Annotated in this window: 28 protein-coding genes and 1 tRNA gene; 13 read left to right on the top strand and 16 right to left on the bottom strand. The window is 61.2% G+C overall.

Annotation, left to right across the window (positions count from 1 at the left end):
- Positions 1–63: 63 nt before the first annotated feature.
- Together AB4Z25_RS01730 and AB4Z25_RS01725 are read left to right on the top strand one after the other, a co-directional pair.
- Positions 64–139, top strand: a tRNA-Ile gene (locus AB4Z25_RS01730).
- Positions 140–329: 190 nt separating this feature from the next.
- Positions 330–1,100, top strand: a complete 771-nt coding sequence (locus tag AB4Z25_RS01725) for a hypothetical protein (RefSeq protein WP_112537790.1) — start codon at positions 330–332, stop codon at positions 1,098–1,100.
- Positions 1,101–1,542: 442 nt separating this feature from the next.
- On the opposite strand, the gene AB4Z25_RS01720 is transcribed toward AB4Z25_RS01725, so the two are convergent.
- The 5 genes from AB4Z25_RS01720 to AB4Z25_RS01700 form a co-directional block, all read right to left on the bottom strand.
- On the bottom strand, positions 1,543–3,267 hold the full coding sequence (locus AB4Z25_RS01720) for a peptidoglycan D,D-transpeptidase FtsI family protein (RefSeq protein WP_112386929.1): 1,725 nt from the start codon (positions 3,265–3,267) through the stop codon (positions 1,543–1,545).
- 181 nt (positions 3,268–3,448) lie between these two features.
- A complete protein-coding gene (locus tag AB4Z25_RS01715; RefSeq protein WP_442207821.1) occupies positions 3,449–4,993 on the bottom strand; it encodes a SpoVR family protein in 1,545 nt (514 codons plus the stop codon).
- The gene (locus tag AB4Z25_RS01710; protein WP_112537792.1) at positions 4,990–6,264 is read right to left on the bottom strand and encodes a YeaH/YhbH family protein; all 1,275 of its coding nucleotides are present in this window, start codon (positions 6,262–6,264) and stop codon (positions 4,990–4,992) included. Before AB4Z25_RS01710 ends, AB4Z25_RS01715 begins: the two co-directional genes overlap by 4 nt.
- 18 nt (positions 6,265–6,282) lie before the next feature.
- Entirely contained in the window at positions 6,283–8,226 is a 1,944-nt protein-coding gene (locus AB4Z25_RS01705; RefSeq protein WP_112537793.1) for a PrkA family serine protein kinase, read from the bottom strand.
- 349 nt (positions 8,227–8,575) lie between these two features.
- Positions 8,576–8,827, bottom strand: a complete 252-nt coding sequence (locus AB4Z25_RS01700; RefSeq protein WP_162698676.1) for a DUF982 domain-containing protein — start codon at positions 8,825–8,827, stop codon at positions 8,576–8,578.
- Positions 8,828–9,022: 195 nt separating this feature from the next.
- On the opposite strand from AB4Z25_RS01700, the gene AB4Z25_RS01695 reads away from it, so the two are divergent.
- Positions 9,023–9,163 carry a hypothetical protein gene (locus tag AB4Z25_RS01695; RefSeq protein WP_162698677.1) on the top strand — a complete coding sequence of 47 codons (141 nt, stop codon included), beginning with the start codon at positions 9,023–9,025 and terminating at the stop codon, positions 9,161–9,163.
- 3 nt (positions 9,164–9,166) lie between these two features.
- Here AB4Z25_RS01695 and AB4Z25_RS01690 read toward each other — a convergent pair whose 3' ends face one another.
- Positions 9,167–9,412: a BON domain-containing protein gene (locus AB4Z25_RS01690; RefSeq protein WP_162698678.1), complete on the bottom strand. Its 246-nt coding sequence runs from the start codon at positions 9,410–9,412 to the stop codon at positions 9,167–9,169.
- A gap of 176 nt (positions 9,413–9,588) precedes the next feature.
- On the opposite strand from AB4Z25_RS01690, the gene AB4Z25_RS01685 reads away from it, so the two are divergent.
- Complete coding sequence (locus AB4Z25_RS01685; RefSeq protein WP_112537796.1) at positions 9,589–10,176, top strand: hypothetical protein; 588 nt, start codon at positions 9,589–9,591, stop codon at positions 10,174–10,176.
- A gap of 97 nt (positions 10,177–10,273) precedes the next feature.
- On the top strand, positions 10,274–10,420 hold the full coding sequence (locus AB4Z25_RS01680; protein ID WP_442207820.1) for a hypothetical protein: 147 nt from the start codon (positions 10,274–10,276) through the stop codon (positions 10,418–10,420).
- A gap of 32 nt (positions 10,421–10,452) precedes the next feature.
- Here AB4Z25_RS01680 and AB4Z25_RS01675 read toward each other — a convergent pair whose 3' ends face one another.
- Positions 10,453–10,635 carry a hypothetical protein gene (locus tag AB4Z25_RS01675; RefSeq protein ID WP_112537797.1) on the bottom strand — a complete coding sequence of 61 codons (183 nt, stop codon included), beginning with the start codon at positions 10,633–10,635 and terminating at the stop codon, positions 10,453–10,455.
- Between the two features lie 205 nt (positions 10,636–10,840).
- On the opposite strand from AB4Z25_RS01675, the gene AB4Z25_RS01670 reads away from it, so the two are divergent.
- Together AB4Z25_RS01670 and AB4Z25_RS01665 are read left to right on the top strand one after the other, a co-directional pair.
- Entirely contained in the window at positions 10,841–11,092 is a 252-nt protein-coding gene (locus AB4Z25_RS01670; protein ID WP_112386920.1) for a DUF2188 domain-containing protein, read from the top strand.
- 61 nt (positions 11,093–11,153) lie between these two features.
- On the top strand, positions 11,154–11,465 hold the full coding sequence (locus AB4Z25_RS01665) for a hypothetical protein (protein WP_442207819.1): 312 nt from the start codon (positions 11,154–11,156) through the stop codon (positions 11,463–11,465).
- Positions 11,466–11,468: 3 nt separating this feature from the next.
- Here the strand turns inward: AB4Z25_RS01665 and AB4Z25_RS01660 are convergent, their stop codons facing one another.
- On the bottom strand, positions 11,469–11,957 hold the full coding sequence (locus tag AB4Z25_RS01660; RefSeq protein ID WP_112537798.1) for a GAF domain-containing protein: 489 nt from the start codon (positions 11,955–11,957) through the stop codon (positions 11,469–11,471).
- A 151-nt stretch (positions 11,958–12,108) separates the two neighbouring features.
- On the opposite strand from AB4Z25_RS01660, the gene AB4Z25_RS01655 reads away from it, so the two are divergent.
- From AB4Z25_RS01655 to tsaA, 4 genes are read left to right on the top strand one after another with little or no spacing between them, the layout of a single operon-like run.
- Positions 12,109–13,143, top strand: a complete 1,035-nt coding sequence (locus tag AB4Z25_RS01655) for an iron ABC transporter substrate-binding protein (protein WP_112537799.1) — start codon at positions 12,109–12,111, stop codon at positions 13,141–13,143.
- The gene (locus AB4Z25_RS01650; protein ID WP_112538009.1) at positions 13,143–14,177 is read left to right on the top strand and encodes a FecCD family ABC transporter permease; all 1,035 of its coding nucleotides are present in this window, start codon (positions 13,143–13,145) and stop codon (positions 14,175–14,177) included. The genes AB4Z25_RS01655 and AB4Z25_RS01650 overlap by 1 nt, the downstream gene beginning before the upstream one ends.
- A complete protein-coding gene (locus AB4Z25_RS01645; protein ID WP_112537800.1) occupies positions 14,174–14,956 on the top strand; it encodes an ABC transporter ATP-binding protein in 783 nt (260 codons plus the stop codon). The genes AB4Z25_RS01650 and AB4Z25_RS01645 overlap by 4 nt, the downstream gene beginning before the upstream one ends.
- Positions 14,957–14,968: 12 nt before the next feature.
- Positions 14,969–15,493, top strand: coding sequence for a tRNA (N6-threonylcarbamoyladenosine(37)-N6)-methyltransferase TrmO (gene tsaA, locus AB4Z25_RS01640; RefSeq protein WP_112537801.1), 525 nt, complete (start codon positions 14,969–14,971; stop codon positions 15,491–15,493).
- An 11-nt stretch (positions 15,494–15,504) separates the two neighbouring features.
- Here tsaA and AB4Z25_RS01635 read toward each other — a convergent pair whose 3' ends face one another.
- Positions 15,505–15,714: a TOBE domain-containing protein gene (locus AB4Z25_RS01635; protein WP_112386914.1), complete on the bottom strand. Its 210-nt coding sequence runs from the start codon at positions 15,712–15,714 to the stop codon at positions 15,505–15,507.
- Between the two features lie 110 nt (positions 15,715–15,824).
- On the opposite strand from AB4Z25_RS01635, the gene AB4Z25_RS01630 reads away from it, so the two are divergent.
- Complete coding sequence (locus AB4Z25_RS01630; RefSeq protein ID WP_442207818.1) at positions 15,825–16,235, top strand: NUDIX hydrolase; 411 nt, start codon at positions 15,825–15,827, stop codon at positions 16,233–16,235.
- 57 nt (positions 16,236–16,292) lie between these two features.
- On the opposite strand, the gene AB4Z25_RS01625 is transcribed toward AB4Z25_RS01630, so the two are convergent.
- Genes AB4Z25_RS01625 through AB4Z25_RS01615 form a run of 3 tightly spaced genes read right to left on the bottom strand, consistent with a single transcriptional unit; the run spans position 16,293 to position 18,535 of the window.
- On the bottom strand, positions 16,293–16,643 hold the full coding sequence (locus tag AB4Z25_RS01625; RefSeq protein WP_112386912.1) for a hypothetical protein: 351 nt from the start codon (positions 16,641–16,643) through the stop codon (positions 16,293–16,295).
- 57 nt (positions 16,644–16,700) lie between these two features.
- The gene (locus tag AB4Z25_RS01620) at positions 16,701–17,369 is read right to left on the bottom strand and encodes a GntR family transcriptional regulator (protein ID WP_112537803.1); all 669 of its coding nucleotides are present in this window, start codon (positions 17,367–17,369) and stop codon (positions 16,701–16,703) included.
- The gene (locus AB4Z25_RS01615) at positions 17,366–18,535 is read right to left on the bottom strand and encodes a DUF2325 domain-containing protein (protein WP_162698679.1); all 1,170 of its coding nucleotides are present in this window, start codon (positions 18,533–18,535) and stop codon (positions 17,366–17,368) included. The genes AB4Z25_RS01620 and AB4Z25_RS01615 overlap by 4 nt, the downstream gene beginning before the upstream one ends.
- A gap of 313 nt (positions 18,536–18,848) precedes the next feature.
- On the opposite strand from AB4Z25_RS01615, the gene AB4Z25_RS01610 reads away from it, so the two are divergent.
- Positions 18,849–19,109: a hypothetical protein gene (locus AB4Z25_RS01610; protein ID WP_112386909.1), complete on the top strand. Its 261-nt coding sequence runs from the start codon at positions 18,849–18,851 to the stop codon at positions 19,107–19,109.
- A gap of 450 nt (positions 19,110–19,559) precedes the next feature.
- Here the strand turns inward: AB4Z25_RS01610 and AB4Z25_RS01605 are convergent, their stop codons facing one another.
- From AB4Z25_RS01605 to AB4Z25_RS01590, 4 genes are all read right to left on the bottom strand, one after another.
- Positions 19,560–19,865, bottom strand: coding sequence for a hypothetical protein (locus AB4Z25_RS01605; RefSeq protein ID WP_112386907.1), 306 nt, complete (start codon positions 19,863–19,865; stop codon positions 19,560–19,562).
- 105 nt (positions 19,866–19,970) lie between these two features.
- Positions 19,971–20,393, bottom strand: coding sequence for a secondary thiamine-phosphate synthase enzyme YjbQ (locus AB4Z25_RS01600; RefSeq protein WP_112537805.1), 423 nt, complete (start codon positions 20,391–20,393; stop codon positions 19,971–19,973).
- 64 nt (positions 20,394–20,457) lie between these two features.
- Positions 20,458–20,811, bottom strand: coding sequence for a DUF1428 domain-containing protein (locus AB4Z25_RS01595; protein ID WP_112386905.1), 354 nt, complete (start codon positions 20,809–20,811; stop codon positions 20,458–20,460).
- An 89-nt stretch (positions 20,812–20,900) separates the two neighbouring features.
- Entirely contained in the window at positions 20,901–22,124 is a 1,224-nt protein-coding gene (locus tag AB4Z25_RS01590; protein ID WP_112515809.1) for an MFS transporter, read from the bottom strand.
- Between the last annotated feature and the right edge of the window lie 202 nt (positions 22,125–22,326).

Here is a 22,326-nt window from a genome sequence, read left to right as displayed (position 1 = left end):
TACGCTAGAGCGAAACCGCTGCGGGGAACCATTGCCCCGAAGCCAGCGCAGACACCTGCGCCAGGGCCTGTAGCTCAATGGTTAGAGCCGGCGGCTCATAACCGCTTGGTTGGGGGTTCGAGTCCCTCCGGGCCCACCATTTGGTCTTTTTCCGATAAGCTTTTCGATGGGTTATGCGGCGATTGGGCTACTGCCGAATGTCGGTTAGCCAACTTATGCGCATGGCCTTAAACAACGTGTGGAAGAATTCGAGGTGGCGGTCGCAACCGCGCTTGAAAAGAAGTAGAAATCGTAGCAAGCCATTTGAAATTGATTTCATCGGGGATGCCATGCCAATAGTCGAAGATTACGAGCGCGACCTGGCGAAGCTGAGCGCTGACGGCTACGCACTTTACTACGGTCTTTTTCAAGAACATGGCACGGAACAAGACCGAAAGAAAATCCCTAAGGATCAGAAGCTTGCATCCTTCAGCCTCAATTATCAAAAATGGTACACCGAATGTCTGGCTCTGTTGTTGCAAATCGTTCCGGAGCGCGTGGACGATTTTCGGGCTCTTTATGCGCCCAAGAATGTCCGGAAGGAAATCGACTATTCCAATTATACGATCAGTGATGCACTTAAGGGTCTAATTGGACGGCGATATGGCGACATATTGTATGAGCCGGTATCAGCCGCAACTGCAATGTTACAACAGGCTGCAATGATTGGAGGGCTTAAAAGCCGCTTCAAGTCCACGCTATACGATATAAAGACCCTCGTTCATGCTGATCTGCTTGACGACGAATTGCACGCTGCCGAAGTTTTAAACAAAAACGGTTTCCAGCGCGGTGCAGGTGCTGTCGCGGGCGTGGTATTGGAAGGGCATCTCGGCGCGGTTTGCGACCGGCATCAGGTAAAGCTCAAGCCCAAGCCGACAATTTCCACATTAAACGATGCCCTGAAGGATGCTTCCGTGATGGACATCTCTCAATGGCGGTTCGTCCAGCACCTTGGCGATATACGAAACAAATGCGACCACAAGCTGGTGGCAGAGCCCACTCGCGAGGAAGTGCAGGAATTGATTGAAGGCGTGCGCAAGATGACAAAGACTGTGATCTGATGGCGGGCCTACACCAAGAAGACGACATATATCGGATGGCCAAAGCTCGTAAAGAGTGGACCGCCCGAAGTGACGAGCTTTTCATTCACGACATATGCGACAGACCGGCAACTAAGAAGATTGGACGCCGGAGGCCCTCACGTAGAATGGGGATCTCATTCGATGGGAAGAACCTGTTTGCCACCGACATGGAAGCCTTCGACGAGTTTCTGGCGAAGATCGCCCGCGACGGAATAGCCTCGCTTCTAGACGAAGACACTCGTCGGTGCGTTGAAGGCATAGCACCTTTCTTCTCGTCGCACAGACCTGCCGCCTTGCACCGTCGGCAGGATGGTATAAAGGCTCAAGGCAGAACGCGACTGCCATTGACTTTAGAATGGGGTCGGGCGGCCGATTGACGTCACGCTGCTGCCACGAGATCACGTGGCCGTTCCTCAGCCCTTCAATAGCCCGCCAGCAGGTTCTGTCCGAAATCCGGTTCGACGCCGAGGAGCGGTGCCGTCCGCGCGATGATGTCATGCACCATCGGGGCGGCCGTTTCGGCGGCGAGGTTCAGGTTGTGCACCCCTGTCAGCGGCTGATCGATGAAGGACAGAACCACATATTTCGGGTTGCTCATCGGGAAGGCGGCGAGGAACGAGTTGAAGCTCAGCTTGTGGGAATAGACGCCGTTGATGACCTTGTTGGCCGTCCCCGTCTTGCCGCCCACATGAAAGCCCGGAACATCGGCGGCGCGGCCGGTACCCTGCTCGCCATTCAGGCGAAACAGGTAGCGGATCGTATCGCTGGTACTCTTCTTGACCACCTGCGTTTCGGTCTTTTCCGCCTCCTCCTGCGTGCGCGGGAAGAAGGTCGGCTCGATCAGCTTGCCGTCGTCGATCAGCGCTGCACCCGCGACCGCCGTCTGCATCGGCGTCGTCGCAACGCCGTGGCCGAAGGCGATGGTGATCGAATTGATCTTCTTCCAGACCTTCGGCTGGCTCGGCGCCTTCACTTCAGGCAGTTCCGTCTGCATCCGTGACAAGAGGCCGAAGCGCGTCAGGTAGTCTTTCTGGATATCCATGCCGACCTTGTCCATCATCCGGGCGGTGCCGATGTTGGACGAGTAGCGGAAGATTTCCGGGATCGACAGCACGCGGCGCGGCACGTCGCGGTCGTCATGGATGGTGAAGCCGCCATAATGCAGCGGCGCGCTGGCATCGAAACTGTCGCTGAGCTTCACCGTTCCGGTGTCGATCGCCATTGCGATCGAGAAGGTCTTGAACACCGAGCCCATCTCGTCGGTGCCGTTGCTCATGCGGTTCAGCCAGCCCTCGCCGCCGGTCGCCTTCGGATCGTTCGGATCGAAATCCGGCGCCGAGGCCATGGCGATCACCTCACCCGTATGGATATCGAGGATGACGGCGCCGGCCGCCTTGCTCTGATAGGTGGTCAGCGCGTCGGAAACGACGTCATGGACGATATTCTGGGCGCGGATATCGATCGACAGCTTCACCGGCTCCAGACTGTTGTCGCTGGCAAGCCCGGTCGAGGCAAGGTCCGACATTCCCTGGTTATCGAGATACTTCTCCATGCCGGCAACGCCGTGGTTGTCGATATCGACATAGCCCAGAATATGCGCGGCCGTGCGCCCCGCCGGGTAGAAGCGCTTCACTTCCGGCCGGAAGCCGATCGCAGGCAGACCGAGCGCCAGAACCTCGCTCTGCTGCTTCGGCGTCAGTTGGCGACGCAGCCAGGTGAAGTGCGATTTGCGGTCGGAGAGCTTCTGGTAGAGCGATTTGCGGTCGAGATCAGGGAAGACCTGCGTCAGCTTTTCCACCGCCTCGTCGGCATCGACGACATGAATCGGCTCGGCAAACATCGAGACGGTGCGCACATCCGTCGCCAGCACCTGTCCGTTGCGATCGACGATATCGGGGCGCGAAGCAACGATGGCGTTCGGCGGAATGCTCGACGTCTCGTCGTCGGTCAGCATCGCGTAATAGACGAGCTTTCCCGACATTGTCGAAAAGACGAGCAACAGGGCACCCGCGAGCGTGAAGATACGCGATCGCGTCTGCTTGTCCCGGCGATGGCTGGCCCCGCGGCTGTTGGCGCGGGATCCGGAGCCGAACGTCAGTCTGACGACCCGGCCACTTCTGGAGGTAACGGCATGAATAATAGACATGGGCTATGCACATTGCGGAGGATGAAGCCGGCGCGCCTCTTTCCGCACATGAGACCAGCTAGCGCCGGTAAGGCTAACAGACCCTTAATCCGGATTATGGATTGTCATATTTCGGCCGCGAACTGCCGCCGCAGGTGGCAAGCGCGCGGCAAGATCACGAGAACGTGATCGCAATGCGGCCCTAGAACAGCTTGCCGCGCGGGCTTGCATGGTGCTCGGCGACGACAGCGTCGCTGCCGTCGATCTCCTGCAAAAGAACGTCGTAGCCCCAGAGATCGGCGAGGTGCTGGAGGACGAGCTTGGTGTCGTTTTCCTGCAGCATCCAATCGTTGGTGACCTTGTGCTGGACCAGCAGGCGCCGGTCGCCGGCCAGATCGACATCGACGATCTCGATGCCCGGATCCGTCCAGCCGATATCATATTCGCGGGAGAGCTGGCGGCGGATGCGGCGGTAACCGCGTTCGTCGTGGATCGCCGAGACCAGGATCCCCTCCTCCTGCTCCGGATCGTCATAGAGGTGGAAGAGCCTGAGCTGGCGGATGAGATTGGGGCTGAGGAACTGGCTGACGAAGCTCTCGTCGCGGTAATCGGCCCAGATGCCGCGCAGCACGCCCATGACATCACCGCGCCCGGCAATATCGGGGAACCAGGCGCGATCCTCCTCTGTCGGGTTGGTGACGATCCGCTCGATGTCCTGCATCATCGCAAAGCCGAGTGCATAGGGGTTGAAGCCCGAGAAGCGGCGGTCGTCATAGGTCGGCTGGAACACCACGTTGGCGTGGGATTTCAGGAACTCGAGATAATTTCCGTCCGACAGCTGCCCCTTCTCGTGCAGCCGGTTCATGATCCGGTAGTGCACATAGGTGGCAGTTCCCTCGTTCATCACCTTGGTCTGGCGCTGCGGATGGAAATATTGCGCCACGTGGCGGACGATGCGCAGGATCTCGCGCTGCCAGGGTTTTAGCCGAGGGGCTGATTTTTCGAGGAAATAGAGGAGATTGTCCTGCGGCAGGCCAAGCGCTGCCCGCCGGCGCTCCAAATCGACATTGGCAGCCGTTGCCGTCTTGCCTGCAGGTACCGTGCGCCAGAGATCGTTGAAGATCTGCTCTTCGTGGCGCCGGCGCTCTTCCTCGCGCTTTTGCTCCTCGCGCAGGTTGAGCTTCACCTTGCCGGCATGGCGGTGGACACCGTGCGACATCAGCGCATGCGCCGCATCCAGCGTCCGCTCGACGGCGATCTCGCCATAGCGCTCCTCGCAGCGGGCGATATAGCCCTTGGCAAAATCGAGATAGTCGAGAATGCCCTCCGCATCGGTCCAGAGCTTGAAGAGATAGTTGTTCTTGAAGAAGTGGTTATGGCCGAAGGCAGCATGGGCGATGACCAGCGTCTGCATCGTCGCCGTGTTCTCCTCCATCAGGTAGGAGATGCAAGGCGACGAGTTGATGACGATCTCATAGGCGAGATCGCGCATGCCGCGCCGGTAGAAGGCCTCGTGATGGGCAAAATGCTTGCCGAACGACCAGTGGCGGTAGAAGAGCGGCATGCCGGTCGAGGAATAGGCGTCCAGCATCTGTTCCGAGGTGATCACCTCGATCTGGTTGGGATAGACGTCGAGGCCGAGCTCCTTGAGCGCGATCTCCTCGCAGGCATCGTGAATGCGTTGCAGCGTCGGGAAGTCCCAGTCCGATCCGTCGAAAAGCAGCCTTTCCTTCACCGCAGCCGTCATGGCGCCACCCTTTCGCCCTCGCGTTTCTGGAAGAGATCGTGGAAGACGGGGAAGATCTCGTTCTTCCGGCAGACCTTGCGCATCGACAGCGGCAGCGCCTCGGCGCGGATACTGTCGTAAAGCTGCCAGAGAGGCGAACGCGACACCGAGGAGTCACCGCTTTCCTCATCGACCTCGATATAGGCGAAGTACTGGCAGAGCGGCAGAATCTCGTGGCGCAGCAGCTGCCCAGTGGTCGAACCATCCGAATAGGAGTTGTCGCCGTCGGACGCCTGGGCGGCATAGATGTTCCACTCGGCCGGATCGAAGCGGGCGGTAATGATCTGGCGCATGCAGGCCAGCGCGCTCGAAACCAGCGTGCCGCCGGTCGCCGGACCGTAGAAGAAGGTCTGCTCGTCCACCTCCTCGGCACGATCCGTGTGGCGGATGAAGACGATCTCCACCTTCTTGTAGCGCTGCGACAAGAACAGATAGAGCAGCAGATAGAAGCGCTTGGCGAGATCCTTCATATGCTCCGACATCGACCCCGAGACGTCCATCAGGCAGAACATCACGGCTTTCGCGACCGGCTTCGGCTCGTCCTCGAAGCGGCGGTAGCGCACGTCGAGCGGATCGATATAGGGAATGCGCTTGCTCTTTTCGGTGAGCGACTTCAGCTCGGCCGTCAGCGCGATCTTCTTCTCCTCGTCGTCGGTCTCCTCGATCTCCCGCTTCAGCGCCTCGATCTCATCGGTGCGCGGACGCTTCAGCGCGATGCGGCGCATCATGGCAAGCCGCGTGGTGCGGCCAACGGCGATGTTGGAGGGGGAGCCGGAGACAGAGAACCCCGCCCGCGCCGGGCTGTATTCCTCGGTTTCGCTGAGGCGGCGCTTGGCGAGGTCCGGGAGTTCGAGATCGTCCAGGAAGACGTCGAGGAATTCCTCGCGGGTCAGCACGAAACGGAAACTGTCTTCCGCTTCGCCCTCGCCTGCTTCCTTCGGCTTTCCGCCGCCGCGGCCGGGAGGCCGCGGAATGATGTCGCCTTCGACGAAGGCTCTGTTGCCGGGCAGCACCTGATCGCTGATGCCGCCCTCGCCGCGCCGGAAGCTCGGCTCGGTCATCCCGTCGATGGGCAGGCTGATCTCGCCGCCATCGAGCACATCACGGATGCTCCGGTTCTGCAGCGAGCGCTTTACCGCTTGCTGCACGGCGCTCTTGGCACGCCGCAGGAACCGTTGACGATTTTCCAGACTTTTACCGCGCGGATTCAGCCGGCGGTCGACGATGTGCATGTTGGCTCCAGTTTTACATTAACCCGCCTGTTTGACGCGCATGTACCACTCCACCAGGCGGCGCACCTGCCGCTCGGTATATCCGCGCTCCGTCATCCGGGACACGAATTCGCTGTGCTTCTTCTCGCTATCGCCATCCTTCTTCGAGCCGAAGGAGATGACTGGCAGCAGATCCTCGACTTGCGAGAACATCCGTTTCTCGATCACTTCCCGGATTTTCTCGTAGCTCGTCCAGGAGGGGTTCTTGCCTGTGTTGTTCGCCCGCGACCGCAAGCAGAACTTGACGATCTCGTTGCGGAAGTCCTTCGGATTGGCGATGCCGGCGGGCTTCTCGATCTTTGTCAGCTCCTGGTTCAGGAGCTCGCGGTCGAGCAGCTGGCCGGTGTCGGGATCCTTGAAATCGACATCCTCGATCCAGGCATCGGCATAGTCGACATAGCGGTCGAAAAGGTTCTGGCCGTAGTCGGAATAGGATTCCAGATAGGCTTTCTGGATCTCGTTGCCGATGAACTCCGCATAGCGCGGCGCAAGATCGGCCTTGATGAACTCCATATAGCGTTTCTCGGTATCGTCAGCGAACTGCTCCCTGCGGATCGCCTGTTCCAGCACATACATCAGATGCACGGGATCGGCGCCGACCTCGCTCGTATGATGGTTGAAGGTCGAGGCGAGAATCTTGAAGGCGAAGCGGGTCGAGACCCCATCCATGCCCTCATCGACACCGGCCGCATCCTTGTATTCCTGGACGCTTCTGGCGCGCGGATCGGTTTCCTTCAGGCTCTCGCCGTCATAGGCCCGCATCTTCGAGAAGTAGGTCGAGTTTTCATGCTTGCGCAGGCGTGAGAGCACCGAGAAGCGGGCCAGCATTTCGAGCGTGCCGGGTGCGCAGGGCGCATCGGCCAGTTCGGATCCCTCGATGAGCTTGTCGTAGATCTTCTCTTCCTCGGTCACCCGCAAACAATAGGGAACCTTGATGACGCAAATGCGGTCGATGAAGGCCTCATTGTTCTTGTTCGCCTTGAAGGTCTGCCATTCCGCTTCGTTGGAATGGGCGAGAATGACGCCGGAGAACGGCACCGCACCAATATTCTCGGTGCCGATATAGTTGCCCTCCTGCGTCGCCGTCAGCAGCGGATGCAGCATCTTGATCGGCGCCTTGAACATCTCGACGAATTCGAGAATGCCCTGGTTGGCCCGGTTGAGGCCGCCGGAATAGGCGTAGGCATCGGGGTCGTTCTGCGAATAGTGCTCGAGTTTGCGGATATCGACCTTGCCGACCAGCGAGGAGATGTCCTGGTTGTTCTCGTCGCCCGGCTCCGTCTTGGCGATGCCGATCTGGCGAAGCCGCGACGGCTGCATCCGGACCACCCGGAACTTGGAGATATCGCCGCCGAATTCATCGAGCCGCTTCAGGCACCACGGGCTCATCAGCCCGGTCAGCCGCCGTGTCGGGATGTTGTACTGCTCCAGCAGCATCGGGCCCATGATCGCGGGATCGAAGAGGTTGAGCGGGCTTTCGAAAACCGGGCTGACATCGTCGCCGGCTTTCAGCACATAGATCGGATGCACTTCCATCAGTTGCTTCAGCCGCTCTGCGAGCGACGACTTGCCGCCACCGACAGGGCCGAGCAGATAGAGGATCTGCTTGCGTTCCTCGAGACCTTGGGCGGCATGCCGGAAGAAGGACACAATCCTCTCGATCGTCTCTTCCATGCCGTAGAAACCGGTGAAGGCGGGATAGGTACGGATGGTCCGGTTCATAAAGATCCGCCCGAGGCGGGCATCCTTCGAACTGTCGACCATCTCAGGCTCGCCGATCGCCGCGAGCAGCCGCTCGGTGGCGTTGGCATAGGCCATCGGATCTTTCTTGCAGAGGGTCAGATAGTCGGCGATCGACATATCCGTTTCGCGTCGCGCTTCGTAACTCCTCGCAAACGCATCGAACAACGATTCATTCAGCATGGGGCCTCCATTGCGGGTTGTGCCACAGCCTCCGGAGTGCCCGATCACGTCACACGTGATCTTGCATCCCATTGGGAATCAATATGTTTCGTGAATTGATAGGACACCTGACGGTCAACCATTTCAATGCACGTTTACGTGCATTCACCGAAGTCGAGGGTCGTACCAAACTATCTGCTATATTAGCGAATTACGCCGTCGAGCGGTATCGGAAAATTTGGGGACATGACATATCCGTCAAAAAGGTGTGTTATTTCGCCACTGATTCTTTTGGCGTATTACCGACTCTGCCGCGCAGGTTTTTCGCAATGCACTCGGTTATTTTTGCGCCGCACAATCACCAGAAGACTTAGGCCGCTACGTTTATGTGGATATGTGCCTCGTTTGCCGCATCGATGAATGCGCGCCGCGCGGTGGTGGGCTGCTTCTTTCCACGAATCGACAGCAGGCACATTCTGATTGCCCGGTCATAGGCCTCGCCGTGATCGACTGGCCACTCCTCCATCAGATAGGCCGCCGCGTCATAGGTATTCTCGACCGTGCGAAGGCCGAGATGCGGAAGGCGAAGAGCGACCGGATTTTCCCAATAGTTCTTGTCCATCGTGAACACCTCCTGCATGGTTAACGGCGCAGGCGCGCATTTGGTTTTCACCGGTTGGCATGTGTGGTTTACGCTTCGTTTGCCGATCGCCTCTATGGTGTCGCGCCATGGCACACCGGAAAATCGCCGGAGGTTCGCGCTGAGCGGGAACTTTACGCTTCCGCATGTGTTTTTGCTTGAACGGGGAATAGTCAGATGTTGCTAAAGTCGCCGGTGTTCCGCATATCCGTTTTGGCCATCATCATGGCGGGGCTGGTCGTGCTCAACCCCTTCGGCCGCAACCTCGGGGACCCGGTGACCACGGGAAGCATTCCCGCGGCGTCCCCGGTGCATTGAACCTCAGAGCGTTCTGACAAGGTTGCAGACATGCGCGCCGACGATCGATCGGGCGATTTCGCCGGCTTTTTCGATCACCGACGTGCTTGGTGCCGTCCCTTCGAGAAAGATCGTGCCGGCCTCTTCGACGACTTCGATATGGGCATCTTCCATACCAACGCCATAGGCGATTGCAGAAGAGACACTCTCGGCCGCTCCGGCGAGCGTGGCGCCGACAAGCCGGCCTGATTGAATGAATGAGCTGAACATCGTCGTGTTCCTCCTGTGATGGTGAAACGCACAACGGCGCATTCCGTTCATCTAGCATTCATCTTTGTGCAGAAGATGGCAGCCGGGAACAAAGCCGAACCCGCACCGTTAGCCGGAAAGGAACACCCGGATGCCACGCATGGCGCGCGGGACCGGGTAACCGGAGGAGAACGGCAATGGCAAATCTCTACAATGACAATGCCCCGGCTGGCACGCTGGGTTCCGCCTACAACACGCTGACGGCCTTTTTCGACAGCCGCGCCGATGCAGACCGCGCCGTCGCGCGGCTGAAGGATGCAGGCGTCGCCGATGAAAGCATCCGCTTTATGCCTGGCTACGAAGCAGACCCGGAAGCCGCCGCCAGAGCCGGCGAACGCTCGGGCTTCTGGGCAGCGCTCGAAGACTGGTTCTTCCCGGATGACGATCGCGAAACCTATGCCGAGGGCCTGCGCCGCGGCGGCTTCCTGATTTCCGTTAGTGTCGTCGATGCGCTCTATGACACCGCCCACGACATTCTCGATGACGAAGGCAGCATCGACATGGACGAACGTGCAGACATGTGGCGCAGCGACGGCTGGGAGGCCCGCAACAGCAGCTTTGCCGGCAGCGCCAATAGCGGCCGAGCTGCCGAAGATCTTTCCACGTCAGAGCAGGCCATGCCGGAGGAAAGCCCGGTCGGCAGCCGCGATCCCGATCACAGCTCGCCGCGGGTGCGCGCCTACCACTTCGACCAGATGGCACCGGGCTATCGCCGCGACCACTGACCTGAAGACAAGGGAGGCCGCCGAATGCCGGCCTCCCCTGCTTGGCAGTCAGACGAGACGCGCTATCTCACCCGCATTGGAAAACGGGAGTTTCGGCATGAGCGACAAGAAGAAATCCGACGAGGAACAGAAGACCGACAAGGAACAGGACGACTATCTGGAAGAAGCCCTGGAAGAAACCTTCCCGGCCAGCGATCCGATTGCACCCGGCCATACCGGCAAGAAGCCGTCGGACAGGAAATAGCCTGCTACGTGCCGGCGATAGAAAGAGAAAAACTATTGAGCGCTGACGCGATCAGCGGCGGCGTCAGCGTCTTCCGCCGGAACATGGCCGCTATTGGTGACCTCGCCGGCAATCGCCGACAGATCGATGTTACCCCAGATCGACTTTTCCTTGCTGCGATCGACGCGGCGGGACGATTTGACTTCTACGATGAACGGCTTCGATTGAGCGCGCATAAATGTCCTGTCGAAATATGTTGATGCGAATCTTTCAACGCTCTCAGCCTACGAAGCGTTCCATCACCGTGCAAGACGGCCCTCACCGCTTATCCAGCCCCACGCATGCCTCGTCCTCAGGAACCGGCAGCACCGCCAAGCGTTGATCCCTGTGCATGGCAGCTGCCCCGAAAAAATCAATATTAAACGCTTGAAGGAAAAACCGATGTCGATTACCTACCACGTCGGCGAACATGACGAGGCCTGGGCTTACCGCTTGGGCGATGTCTGGTCAGAAGCCTTTCCAACTCACGAACTCGCATTGGCCGCGGCAAAGCAAGCCGCAGAGCGGCAACAGCTTGGCGGTCAGGATGCGGAGATTACCTTTCAGCGTGCGGATGGCACGTGGGCAACAGAGCGTGTGAGCGGTGGTGACCGCCCGCAGGCTGATGTCGTCGACGATGCGCCGGACACATAATGCAGATCAATAAAAGGCTTCGGCCGAAAAAGACGACGGAATGACCCTGAAAGAACGTTTCTTGAAATCGCAGCACGCGTGGATGATCGGCGCCTGCTACTCCTCGAAGCACCCGGACTTCTCGCGTTATGGCGGCATCGACGTGGCTGTGGCGCCGCGTTGGCGTGAATCCCCGGATGCCTTCATCAACGACATGATGGACAGCCTCCCCCGGCGTCTGGCAGAGCGCCAGTTGGCGCTACGCAACCCGCGCCGCCCTTTCGAGCCGGGCAACGTGGAATGGGTGTTTACCAGCAAGCACCGCGGCCTTCGTGCGCCTGACGGCGCCAGACCGGGTACCGGCTCCTCTCTCAGCCGCCAGCGGCGGATGTGACAATCAAAAGCTCGCGGCGATGAAAATTTCCGCGAGCTTTTCGATTCCGGCCTGATCTTCGGAATCGAAGCGCGACGGCATCGGGCTGTCGAGATCGATGACGCCAAGCACGCGTCCCTCATGAATCACAGGCACGACCAGCTCCGAACGCGACGCGGCATCGCAGGCGATATGCCCCGGAAACGCATGCACGTCCTCGACGACCACTGAAGCCTTGCGCTCGACGGCTGCGCCGCAGACACCCTTGCCGACCGGGATGCGCACGCAGGCAGGCTTGCCCTGGAAGGGACCAAGCACCAGTTCGTTTTCCTGCTTCAGAAGATAGAAGCCTGCCCAGTTCAGCTCCGGCATCATCTGGTACATCAGCGCCGATGTGTTGGCGGCATTGGCGATCATGTCGCTCTCTCCCGACAGCAGCGCCTCAAGCTGCTGTGCAAGCTCGCGGTAGAATTCCACCTTGCTGGTTGTGTCGATCGTCGCTGCCTGGAACATGGGAAACCCGCCTTTTCGTTGCCGCAGATATAGTCCCGGCCACCGCCCGGCTTCAAGGGCAAGGAAGCAAAGGTTCGGCATCGCGGAGATATTCCAACAGATATAACGCTATGCCATAGTGCGGCTCCGATCCAACGAGCCAGCCCTTCCCATGAAGCTTTTTACCGCCCTTCTCGTCGCTGCCTTCAGTCTTCTTTCCGCAGGCGCCGAGGCCCGCGTCATCACCGATGCGGCGGGCCGCAAGGTCGAGATCCCGGACAAGGTGAGCCGCGTGCTGGCCGCCGGCCCTCCGGCATCGGTTCTGATCTACGTCCTGGCGCCGGATAAGCTGACGGGCTGGGTGCGCCAGCCGAGTGATGCTGAAAAGGCCTTCCTGCTGCCGTCGGTCCGCGATCTGCCCGTTTTCGGCCAGCTGACCGGCAAGGGCGGAACCGCCAATATGGAATCGGTGCTCGCCGCCAAGCCCGATATCATCATCGATGTCGGCACCGTCAATCCGACCTATTCGTCGCTCGCCGACAAGGTGCAGGCCCAGACCGGCATCCCCTATGTGCTCATCGATGGCAGCTTTGCCCGAAGCGCCGAAACGCTGCGCCAGACCGGCGAGATCCTCGGCGTCACCGAACGCGCCGCCAAGCTTGCCAACTACGCATCGACGGCAATCGGCGGACTGAACGCCAGGCTGGCCGCCATTCCACAGAGCGACCGGCCGCGCGTCTATTACGGCCGTGGCCCCGAAGGTCTGGAAACCGGCCTGGCTGGCTCGATCAATCTGGAGATCCTTGAAGCTGCCGGCGCGGCCAATGTCGCGGCGGCTGCCGGCAAGGGCGGGCTGACGCAGGTTTCGCTCGAACAGATCCTCTCCTGGAAGCCGGACACCATTCTCGCCGCCTCCGGAAAATTCGCGGCCAGCGTCAAGACCGATCCGCTCTGGGCCGGCCTCGATGCCGTCAAGAACGGCCGCGTCTTCGTCACGCCCAGCCTGCCCTTCGGCTGGTTCGATTCCCCGCCCGGCATCAACCGGCTGATCGGCATCGCCTGGCTGGAGCGCCTCTTCTACCCGAAAGTCTTCACCGGCGATCTGAAAGCCGAGGTCCGTGATTTCTTCAAGCTCTTCTATCAGGTCGACCTGACCGAGGATCAGCTCGCAACGCTGCTGAAGGGCTCCGGCGTTTCGCCGCAATGATGGCCGCGCGGGATGAGAGCGAGGGAGCCGCGCAACCCGGCAATCGATGGCTCTGGCCCGGACTTGCCGGTCTGCTGCTGCTCGCCTTGCTGTCGATGATGACCGGCAAATATGGCAGCGGGCCACGGCCGCTGATCGAGGCGTTGACGACGCTGGCCGGTGGCAAGGCCGGTGATCCTCTGCTTGCAACCGTCCTCTGGAACGTCCGCCTGCCCCGCGTTGCCGCCGCAATCGTCGTCGGCGCGGCGCTGGCAGCGGCCGGCGCCACCTACCAGGGCATCTTCCGCAATCCGCTTGTCTCACCCGATATTTTGGGTGTCTCCGTCGGCGCCAGTCTTGGCGCGGTGCTCGGCATCTTTCTGTCGCTGCCGGTGTTCGCCATCCAGGCGCTCGCCTTTGCCGGCGGCCTGCTCGCCGTCGCCGCCGTCTATGCGGTCGGCGCGGCCGTGCGCCACCGCGATCCGGCGCTGACGCTGGTTCTGGCAGGCATCGCCATCCAGGCGCTGGTGGGTGCCGGCATCTCGCTGATCAAGATCCTCGCCGACCCCTATGATCAGCTCCCCGCCATCACCTATTGGCTGCTCGGCAGCATGACCGCCGTCACCCGCTTCGACGTGCTCTCCATTCTGCCTGCCGTGCTGATCGGCCTCGTTCCGCTCATCCTCCTGCGCTGGCGGATGAACGTGATGACGCTCGGCGACGAGGAAGCGCAGACACTCGGCATCGACACCAAGAAAACCCGGCTGGCGCTGGTCTGCGGCGCCACGCTGATCACCGCCGCCACCGTCTCGGTCACCGGTATCGTCGGCTGGATCGGCCTGATCATCCCGCATATCGCCCGCATGCTTGCCGGGCCCGACTTCCGCAGGCTCCTCCCCGCATCAATGATCCTCGGCGCCGCCTATCTGCTGATCGTCGACATGCTGGCCCGCAGCATCGCCACCATCGAGGTGCCGCTCGGCATCCTGACGGCCGTGGTCGGCGCCCCCTTCTTCCTCTGGCTGCTGACATCGGGAAAGCGGGGCTGGCAATGAGCTTCGAGCTGAAAACGCTGACCTTCGGCTATGGCGACAGGGTGATCGGCAGCAACATCGACCTCGCGCTGAGATCGGGCGAGGTGCTCGCCCTGCTCGGCCCGAACGGCGCCGGAAAGACAACGCTCTTCAAGACCATGCTTGGATTGCTCCCGGTCAAGGCGGGTAAAATCCTGCTGGATGGCCGCGCGCTCTCCGGCTGGTCTCGCCGGGAACGCGCTGCCCGCATCGCTTATGTGCCGCAAGCCCATGCCGCGCTCTTTCCCTTTGCTGTGCTGGATGTCGTGCTGATGGGCCGTGCGGCCCGCATCGCTCCCTTCGCCATGCCTTCGCGGCAGGATCGCATCATCGCCCAGGATGCGCTGGAGAGCGTCGGCATGGCGCCGCTTGCGGCCAAGCCCTATACCGAAATCAGCGGCGGCGAGCGGCAGCTGGTGCTGATCGCCCGCGCCCTGGCGCAACAACCGCAGATCCTGATCATGGACGAGCCCTCCGCCAGCCTGGACTACGGCAACCAGATGCGCCTTCTCGCCCATATCCGCCGGCTTGCCCGCCAGAACCTTTCGATCATCCTGTCGACCCACAATCCGGATCACGCCTTCCTCGCCGCCGATCGCGTCGCGCTTTTGAACGGCGGTTCGCTGACGGCGCTCGGAACACCGGCTGACGTCCTGACGCCCGAGACGCTGAAAGAGCTTTACGATATCGACGTCGTCGTCGGCGCCCTTGACGGCAGCGCCCGCATCTGCGCTCCGCGCCTCGATCAATTTCCCGCCTAGAAAGGAAGAACCATGGTCCGCGAAAACGAATTACGGGAAAACGAGGTGGCGATCGAACCGCCAGAGGCAAGCGATGCCGGGCTGGTCTTCATCGGCCGCGTCCACACGCCCTGGACGTCGCGCATGGAAACTCCGCGCCAGGGCAGGCACGACGGGCCGCTCTGCCGGATCGAGATCTTCGAGCCATGGATCGCCGCGCTGAAAGGCGTTGATGCCTTCGAACGGCTGGAAGTCCTCTACTGGCTCGACCGCTCGCGCCGCGATCTGGTGTTGCAGAGCCCGGCCAGCAACGGCAAGGTCCATGGCACGTTTTCACTGCGCTCCCCCGTCCGCCCCAATCCGATCGGTACCTCGATCGTCAAGCTGGAGCGGGTCGAAGACGGCATGCTCTTCGTGCGCGGCATGGATTGCCTCGACGGCACGCCGCTGCTCGACCTCAAGCCCGACCGGACGCTGTTCAAGCCGATCGCCCCTCCGCAGAAGGGCGACTACGAGACCGGCGATACCGGCACCGCAACCCACTGCCAGAAGGCGTGACCGGACGAATGTCAGTCGACGGCGACCATGACGTCCGAAGCCTTGACCACGGCATAGGCCTCGGCGCCGGGCTTCAGCCCGAGCTCATCGACGGCCTCGTTGGTAATCGACGCGGTGACGATGGCACCATTGCCGATATCGATACGGACATGCGCCGTCGTCGCGCCCTTGGTGACTTCGACAACCTTGCCCTTCAGACGGTTGCGCGCGCTGATTTTCATCCAATGTCCTCCTTGATTTGGCGAGACCTTAGACGGCCCGCACCATTCATGTCAAAAGCCGTGCGAATAGCCAGTGGATCGCTCGTGGCATCATTGAGGGGAAGGTAGTCGTGAAGGTGATACGGATCGCAGCAGCGCTGATTGCCCGCGAAAATGGCGACGTGCTGCTGGTGCGCAAACGGGGCAGCGCGGTTTTCATGCAGCCGGGCGGCAAGATCGATGCCGGGGAAACGGCGATTTCCGCGCTGGTGCGTGAGCTCGATGAAGAGATCGGCCTGCAAACGCATGAAGAGCGACTTGAACCGCTCGGCACGTTCGAAGCGCTTGCGGCGAACGAACCGGATCACCGCGTTATCGCCGATCTCTTCCTGCTGGCCAAGCTCGCCGGAACGGTCGCGCCGCGCGCCGAGATCGAAGAGATCCATTGGATCGATCCGCACCACCCGGGAGACCTTCCGATGGCGGCACTCACAGCGGACCATATCCTGCCTTTCTGGCGCCAGCGGCTGGCAGGCACCTGAAGAGCGCGCAAAGAAAAGCCCGGCGCTGAGGCCGGGCCTTTGACTATTCGCTGATATTTACTGCGCCGAAGGTGCGGCCGGAGCCGGTGCTGCGGGTGCCGGAGTTGCTGGCGCTGGTGCGGCAGGAGCCGGAGCAGCGGCCGGTGGCGTTGCCGGAGCAGCCGGTTCGCTCGTTGCTGCCGGCGGAGTGGCCGGAGCAGCAGGAGCCGCCGGTGTCGTCGTGGTGCTGGTTTCGCCTGCAGGCGCCGTTGCCGGAGCCGGGCCAGAACGCGGCCAGTAGGATGCGGCCAATGCAATAATTACAATGACGGCCGCAATACCGATCCACATCGTCCAGGGCGAACGGCGATCGGCCACGGGCGGCGTGGTACGCAAATCAGGGTTTGGTCTGTTGAAATCATTTGTCATGGGTGTCCTCCTGTACGCGCTAAACGGAGAACTGCGGCAAAAGGTTCCACTTTACCGCTAGGAGACGGCAGCAATGCCCTGCCTCCCGTGCCCCGCCCGCTCGCGTCCGCCTGCGGCACGCGCAGCGCAGAGCGCCCCTGCCCGGATTGCATCACCGGCATCGATCGCCTCGGTGATCGCCCGCAGCTCGGCAAGCCGCTCGCCGCGCTTGCCACCAGTCTTGCTGGACAGCCGCCCCAGCATGATGACGCGTCCATTCAGCTGCCGGAAGAAGCCGGCTGCGACCTTGTTTCCGCATCCAGCCGCCAACAGCGAAAAGAACTCACTCTCCTTCATCAGCGCATCGCGCTCGTCTGCGGCAGCTTCCAGAGCGGCGAGAATGGCGTGAAGTTCGAGGACCTGCGCCTTCGTGGCATTGCGGGTAAAGCCCTCGCCGATCAGCCGTTCGAGTGCCTCGCGGGTTTCCTCTATTTCCCGCGCCTGCTGCATCTCGATCGCAATCACCGAGCGCCCGCGCCGCGCATTGATCAGCAACCCCTCGGCATCGAGATGCTGCAGTGCCTCGCGCAACACGGTGCGGCTGATGCCCATCTCTTCGCAGATCTGCCGCTCGATCAGTTTCTGACCGGGCTTCAGCGTGCCGAAAAGGATCGAGTTGCGCAGCGCATCCGTCACCTGTTCGCGAAGCGAGATGCTTCGCGGCAGGCTGAGCCCGAGATTGCTCATGCCGGCACTCTCCCGCTTTGCGGCCCGGTTGCGGTCAGGTCGCCGAGGGCAGCGATGAAGCTCGCAAGGCTGGCCGAGCGCAGCGGCATGAACGGCTTGCCGCTGTCCCGGCAGTGCCGCTTGACGATCCCGGCGGCGGTATGGCTAACGCAATCGACCGGAAACAGCGTCACCGACGTCTGCGCGATCAGCCCGGGAAGCAGCGACGTGCTTTCCTCGACGCCGCCGTCGTGAAACAGCAGCTCGATGCCCGCCTGCCCGGCAAGCAGCCGCAACCGCTCGAAAAGGTTCCGCCGCCCGCCGACATAGAGAAGCGTGATGCCGGATTGCGCAGCAGCAGACGGCGCGTCTGCATCCCCGTCATCGAGCAGCGCTCGCTCGAGACCGGTGTTCTCACGCAGCAGCGCCAGATTTTCCCGGACCAGCGCCGCCGCGCGTTTGCCGGCCGCCACCCCCTGCGCTTTGCTCTCGTCAAGCCGCCGCTCTAATGCCTCGGCCCGCTCGCGCGCCGCCTGCAGCTTCTCGATCAGCGCGGCATTGACACCATCACCATGCTCCGCCGCCACATTCACGGCCTTGGCGCGAAGCACGATCTCCTCAAGCGCGTCGACCCGGCGCTGCAAGGCATTCCGTTCCTCAGAAGACCGGTGCAGCTGCGCTTCCTGCCGGGCAATCTTCTCGTCCTTCAAGGCAAGCTCGGTCTGCAGCGCGCGTAGCCGGGTGATATCCAGGCGGCTTGAACTGCCAACGAGATGCGAGAGCATATGCACCTCGCCGAAGACATCCTGCAGCAAGCCGTGATCGGCCGCCGGATGGCTGATCACCGCCCAATAGGCGCCGGAAATTTCTCCCTCCTCCATGCAGGTATTCCAGAGTGTTCGAAGTTCCGCTGCGGTGCCGAGCCGCGCGAAGCGCTTCAGAACAGCCTCATGGCGCCGGTCGAGCGCCTTGTTCAAAAGCTTGCCGGCCAGATCGCGCTGGCCGGCAGCGCGGACGCCGCGGCTGTGCAGCGCATGATCGCTCGCCGTCTTCGCATCGATATCGCCGAGCTTGGCGATGACCTGCCGCAATTCGCCGGCCGTCAGGCATGTGCCGATGATCGAGCAATGGAAGGTTGGCGAAATCTCCCAGGTCTTCCGCCTCTGCATCTTTACGGAAACACCCACCAAGCGATCGCCTCCCGAAAGGAGAGTCAGTTCGCTGGAGAAGCTCTTCTGCGGTCGGTTGTAATGGGCCAGAGGCGGCATCGTGAACTCGAAGCGTTATATTCAGAGAAATATGACGCTATCACCAACGGCATGGAACGGACAAGCGCTTCGGGCAGCTCCTTCACATCGCGAAGGCCGAAATTGTTCGTCCTCTCCACCATAAATTTCCGTAACAGCCTGTCCCGCAAGGTGACGGTGCCGCGCAGATGCGGCCGGAACCTCTGGCTGCACCCGCCGTTCCCTCTGCATCGCTAAACGGAGGTATTCGATAATGCGAAAGATGATTTGTGCTACGATGGCTGCAGTGGCAGCATTGAGTTTCAGCGTTCCTGCCATGGCCGAGACGGTCGTGGTCAAGAAGCGCGTCTATACCGAAGACCGCGGCGAAGTCCGCCCGGATATCAGGATCAGCGACCGCGGTGTCGCGATTGGCGCCTACCGCGAGCGGGATCGCGATCGCTGCGTGACCAAGAGCATCACCCGCGATGACGGCGAGCGCACCGTCACCAAGACGATCAGGCACTGCCGCTAAAAATCACCAAGGAGGCCCGGCCGAAGCGGAGCCCGGGTCTCCCGACAACCAGAACATCTCCGCATCGCCCCACGGGAGGGAACCATGTCTGACCAGCTGCCGATGTTCATCCTGCAATCGATCGCAGTCTTCGGGCTCGTGGGAGCCCTGTTCATCCGGGCGTGAAGCCCTGAATTCCGGCGGCTATCAGCATTCTTGATACCAGCATCAGAATCAATGAAGCAAAAGCGTACCGGAATAGACAAAAGTGTCCTTTGCAACCGTACCGCGGAGTACTAGATAACTCCCCGTCGCCTCTTCTTTTCCCCGAGGCGGCCTAGAACTCAGCCTCGCTCGTGCGAGGCTTTTTTCGTTTTGGGCAATAAAAAACCGCCCTTGCCGCGATCCGGGGAGACTTTGGCAAAGGGCGGTTCTGTGGCGCCGCATCGGGGAGACCGGCGCCTGCTACTGTTAGCGACGGATCAGCGGGCAACCACGAACGTTCGCAAAGGTCATTCTATCAAGGCCACGGCGGTCACGGCCGGTAACGACGACGCGGCGCGGCGTAACGGCAGTGATACGCACATCGCGCAGGCCGCTCCAGCGCGCCTTGCGCACAGCTTCCATCGGCGAGCAACCGCGCATCGGCGGACGATACTGCACATCGACGACAGCGGCGCGGTCAGCACCGGCTGCGGAAGCCGCCGTGGTGCCGAACGGAATAGAAGCGATGGCAAGCAATGCTGCAAAGGAAGCCTTGGCAATAAAGGTGGTCATGGGGTTTTCCTCGTTTCATGTGGCGGTCGAAGCTCCCTTGCGGGGATGATTCGACAATAGAGAGCTAATTCTGAATGGTGTTCGAATTGCGCATTCAGTTTCGGTTCAGCCACTGAAATGAAACAGGATTTCGCGATGATGGGGCCGGTCGCGGTGTTCGAAAAGATAGATCCCCTGCCATGTCCCGAGCCCCAGCCGGCCATTGATCACGGGGATGCCGATCGACACCTGCGTCAGTGCCGACTTGATATGGGCGGGCATATCGTCGCGCCCTTCCATCGTGTGAACGACCCAGCGCATCGACGGATCCGATGTCGGCGGCACGAGGCGGGCGAAGAAGGCCTTCAGGTCGGTGCGCACATCGGGATCGGCATTTTCCTGGATCAGCAGCGAGCAGGACGTGTGCCGAACGAAGACGGTCAGCAGCCCCTCTTCCGCGTCCTGCGCCCGCACGAAGGCCTCGGCCTCGCCGGTGAATTCATAGAGGCCCTGGCCGCGGGTTGCGACCGTGATCGACGTGACTGGCATGCGAAAGGCTCCGGTTATCAGCTCCGGGTCACCTGTCGCTCCGCATGCCCGATGTCAATGGCGTCTAGAGGCGCAGCAGTTCCTTGAAGCCGCCATAGATCATCCGCTTGCCGTCGAATGGCATCTGCCACTTGTCGCCTTCCAGCCGGGGATCGGCCATCACCTTCTTGTTGATCTCGTCGCGCACCTCGCGGGATGGATAGAGGATCCAGGAAAACACGGCGATCTCGTCTTCCTTGAGATGCACCGCCCGCGGGAAGGACGTCACCTCGCCATAGGGCACGTCGTCGCCGACGCATTCGACATATTCCAGCGCCCCGAATTCCTTCCAGATCGCTCCGGCATAGGCGGAGAACTCCTTGTAGGCCTCGAGCTTGTCCTTCGGCACGGGAACGATGAAACCATCCACATAAGCCATTTCTCTTCCTCCTTTTCGTCTGTCGATGGACATAGGACGATTGACGTCCTGTCAAACCGACAGCCCGGAAAAAGAAAATCGCGGACCGTCTATCCCTGTAGCGTCTTCACCTTGGCAAGGTCAGGGAAGAGCCGCGTCCAGAGCAGCACGACCACGATCGTGCCGACGCCGCCGATGATCCCTGCGGCGACCGGCCCCATGAAGCCCGCCAGCATGCCGGATTCGAATTCGCCGAGCTGGTTCGATGTGCCGATGAACAGCGAGTTGACGGCGTTGACGCGCCCGCGCATCTCGTCCGGCGTCAGCAACTGCACCAGCGAACTGCGCACCACGACGCTGACCGTATCGGACGCACCGACGACCAGCAGGGCCACCACCGACAGCGCGATATTGGTCGAGACGGCAAAGACGATCGTCGCCAGCCCGAAGACGGCGACGGCGGCGAACATCTTCTTGCCGACATTGCTGCTCAGCGGACGCCGCGCCAGCACGATCGACATGGCAAGCGCGCCGATGGCGGGGGCTGCACGCAAGAGGCCAAGCCCCCAGGGACCGGCATGCAGGATATCGCGGGCAAACATCGGCAACAGCGCCGTGGCGCCGCCGAGCAGAACCGCAAACAGATCAAGCGAGATCGTCCCCAGCATCACCGGCCGGCTCTTGATGAAGGACACCCCGGCAAACACCGAGGTGAGCGTTACCGGCTCACGCTTCGAAGGCGTCCAGCTCATGCGGATCGATATGACGTTGATACTGGCGGCCGTAAACATCACCGCCGAAACCGCAAACGGCGCCACCGGATGCGCGCCATAGAGCAGACCGCCGAGCGACGGGCCGATGATCAGCGCCGTCTGCATCATCGACGTCGAGGTGGCCACCGCCCGCTGCAACATCGAAGATGGCACGATATTCGGCAGCAGCGCCGCCATCGTCGGCCGCTCGAAGGCGACCGTCGCGCCCATGATCGTCACCGCGACGAGAATCCCCGCCGGCGTCAGCCAGTCCTGCCATGTGGCGATCGCCAGCACCGCGGCGGTGACCGCCTCGATCAGCTGGCAGATCAGCCCGATCCGCCGCCGGTCGAACCGGTCTGCGACATGGCCGACGACGAAGGTCAGCACCACCATCGGCAGGAACTGGCAAAGCCCGACAAGCGCCAGCGCAAAGGCGCTATGCGTCTTGTCGTAAATCATCCAGCCCATCGCGATTGCGGCACACTGGAACGAAAGCGACGAGAAGACGCGCGAGGCGGCGAAATTGAGATAGCCGGGGTGCTTGAGAACGCTGTCCCGGGGAGCGTGAACTGTGTCCATCTGGAAACTTCCGGCCGGCGGAACCCACGGGCCATTGATAGGAATTTTATAAGCCCCTGTTCTGCCTCTATGAACCCGATGTCAACTGCGGCGAAAGTGCACTACCGATTTGGGGATTCGGGACGATTGTCCCGATCGCGACAAAGCATTTAAGCAATCGTTGAAAGAAAGCGCCATTGCGCCATATTCTGACGCAATCGGA

It is taken from the genome of Rhizobium sp. RAF36, assembly GCF_052114105.1.
Classification (GTDB): domain Bacteria; phylum Pseudomonadota; class Alphaproteobacteria; order Rhizobiales; family Rhizobiaceae; genus Rhizobium.
The sequence above is the reverse complement of the archived record's forward strand: the minus strand, read 5'-3'. Positions and strand labels throughout refer to the sequence as shown.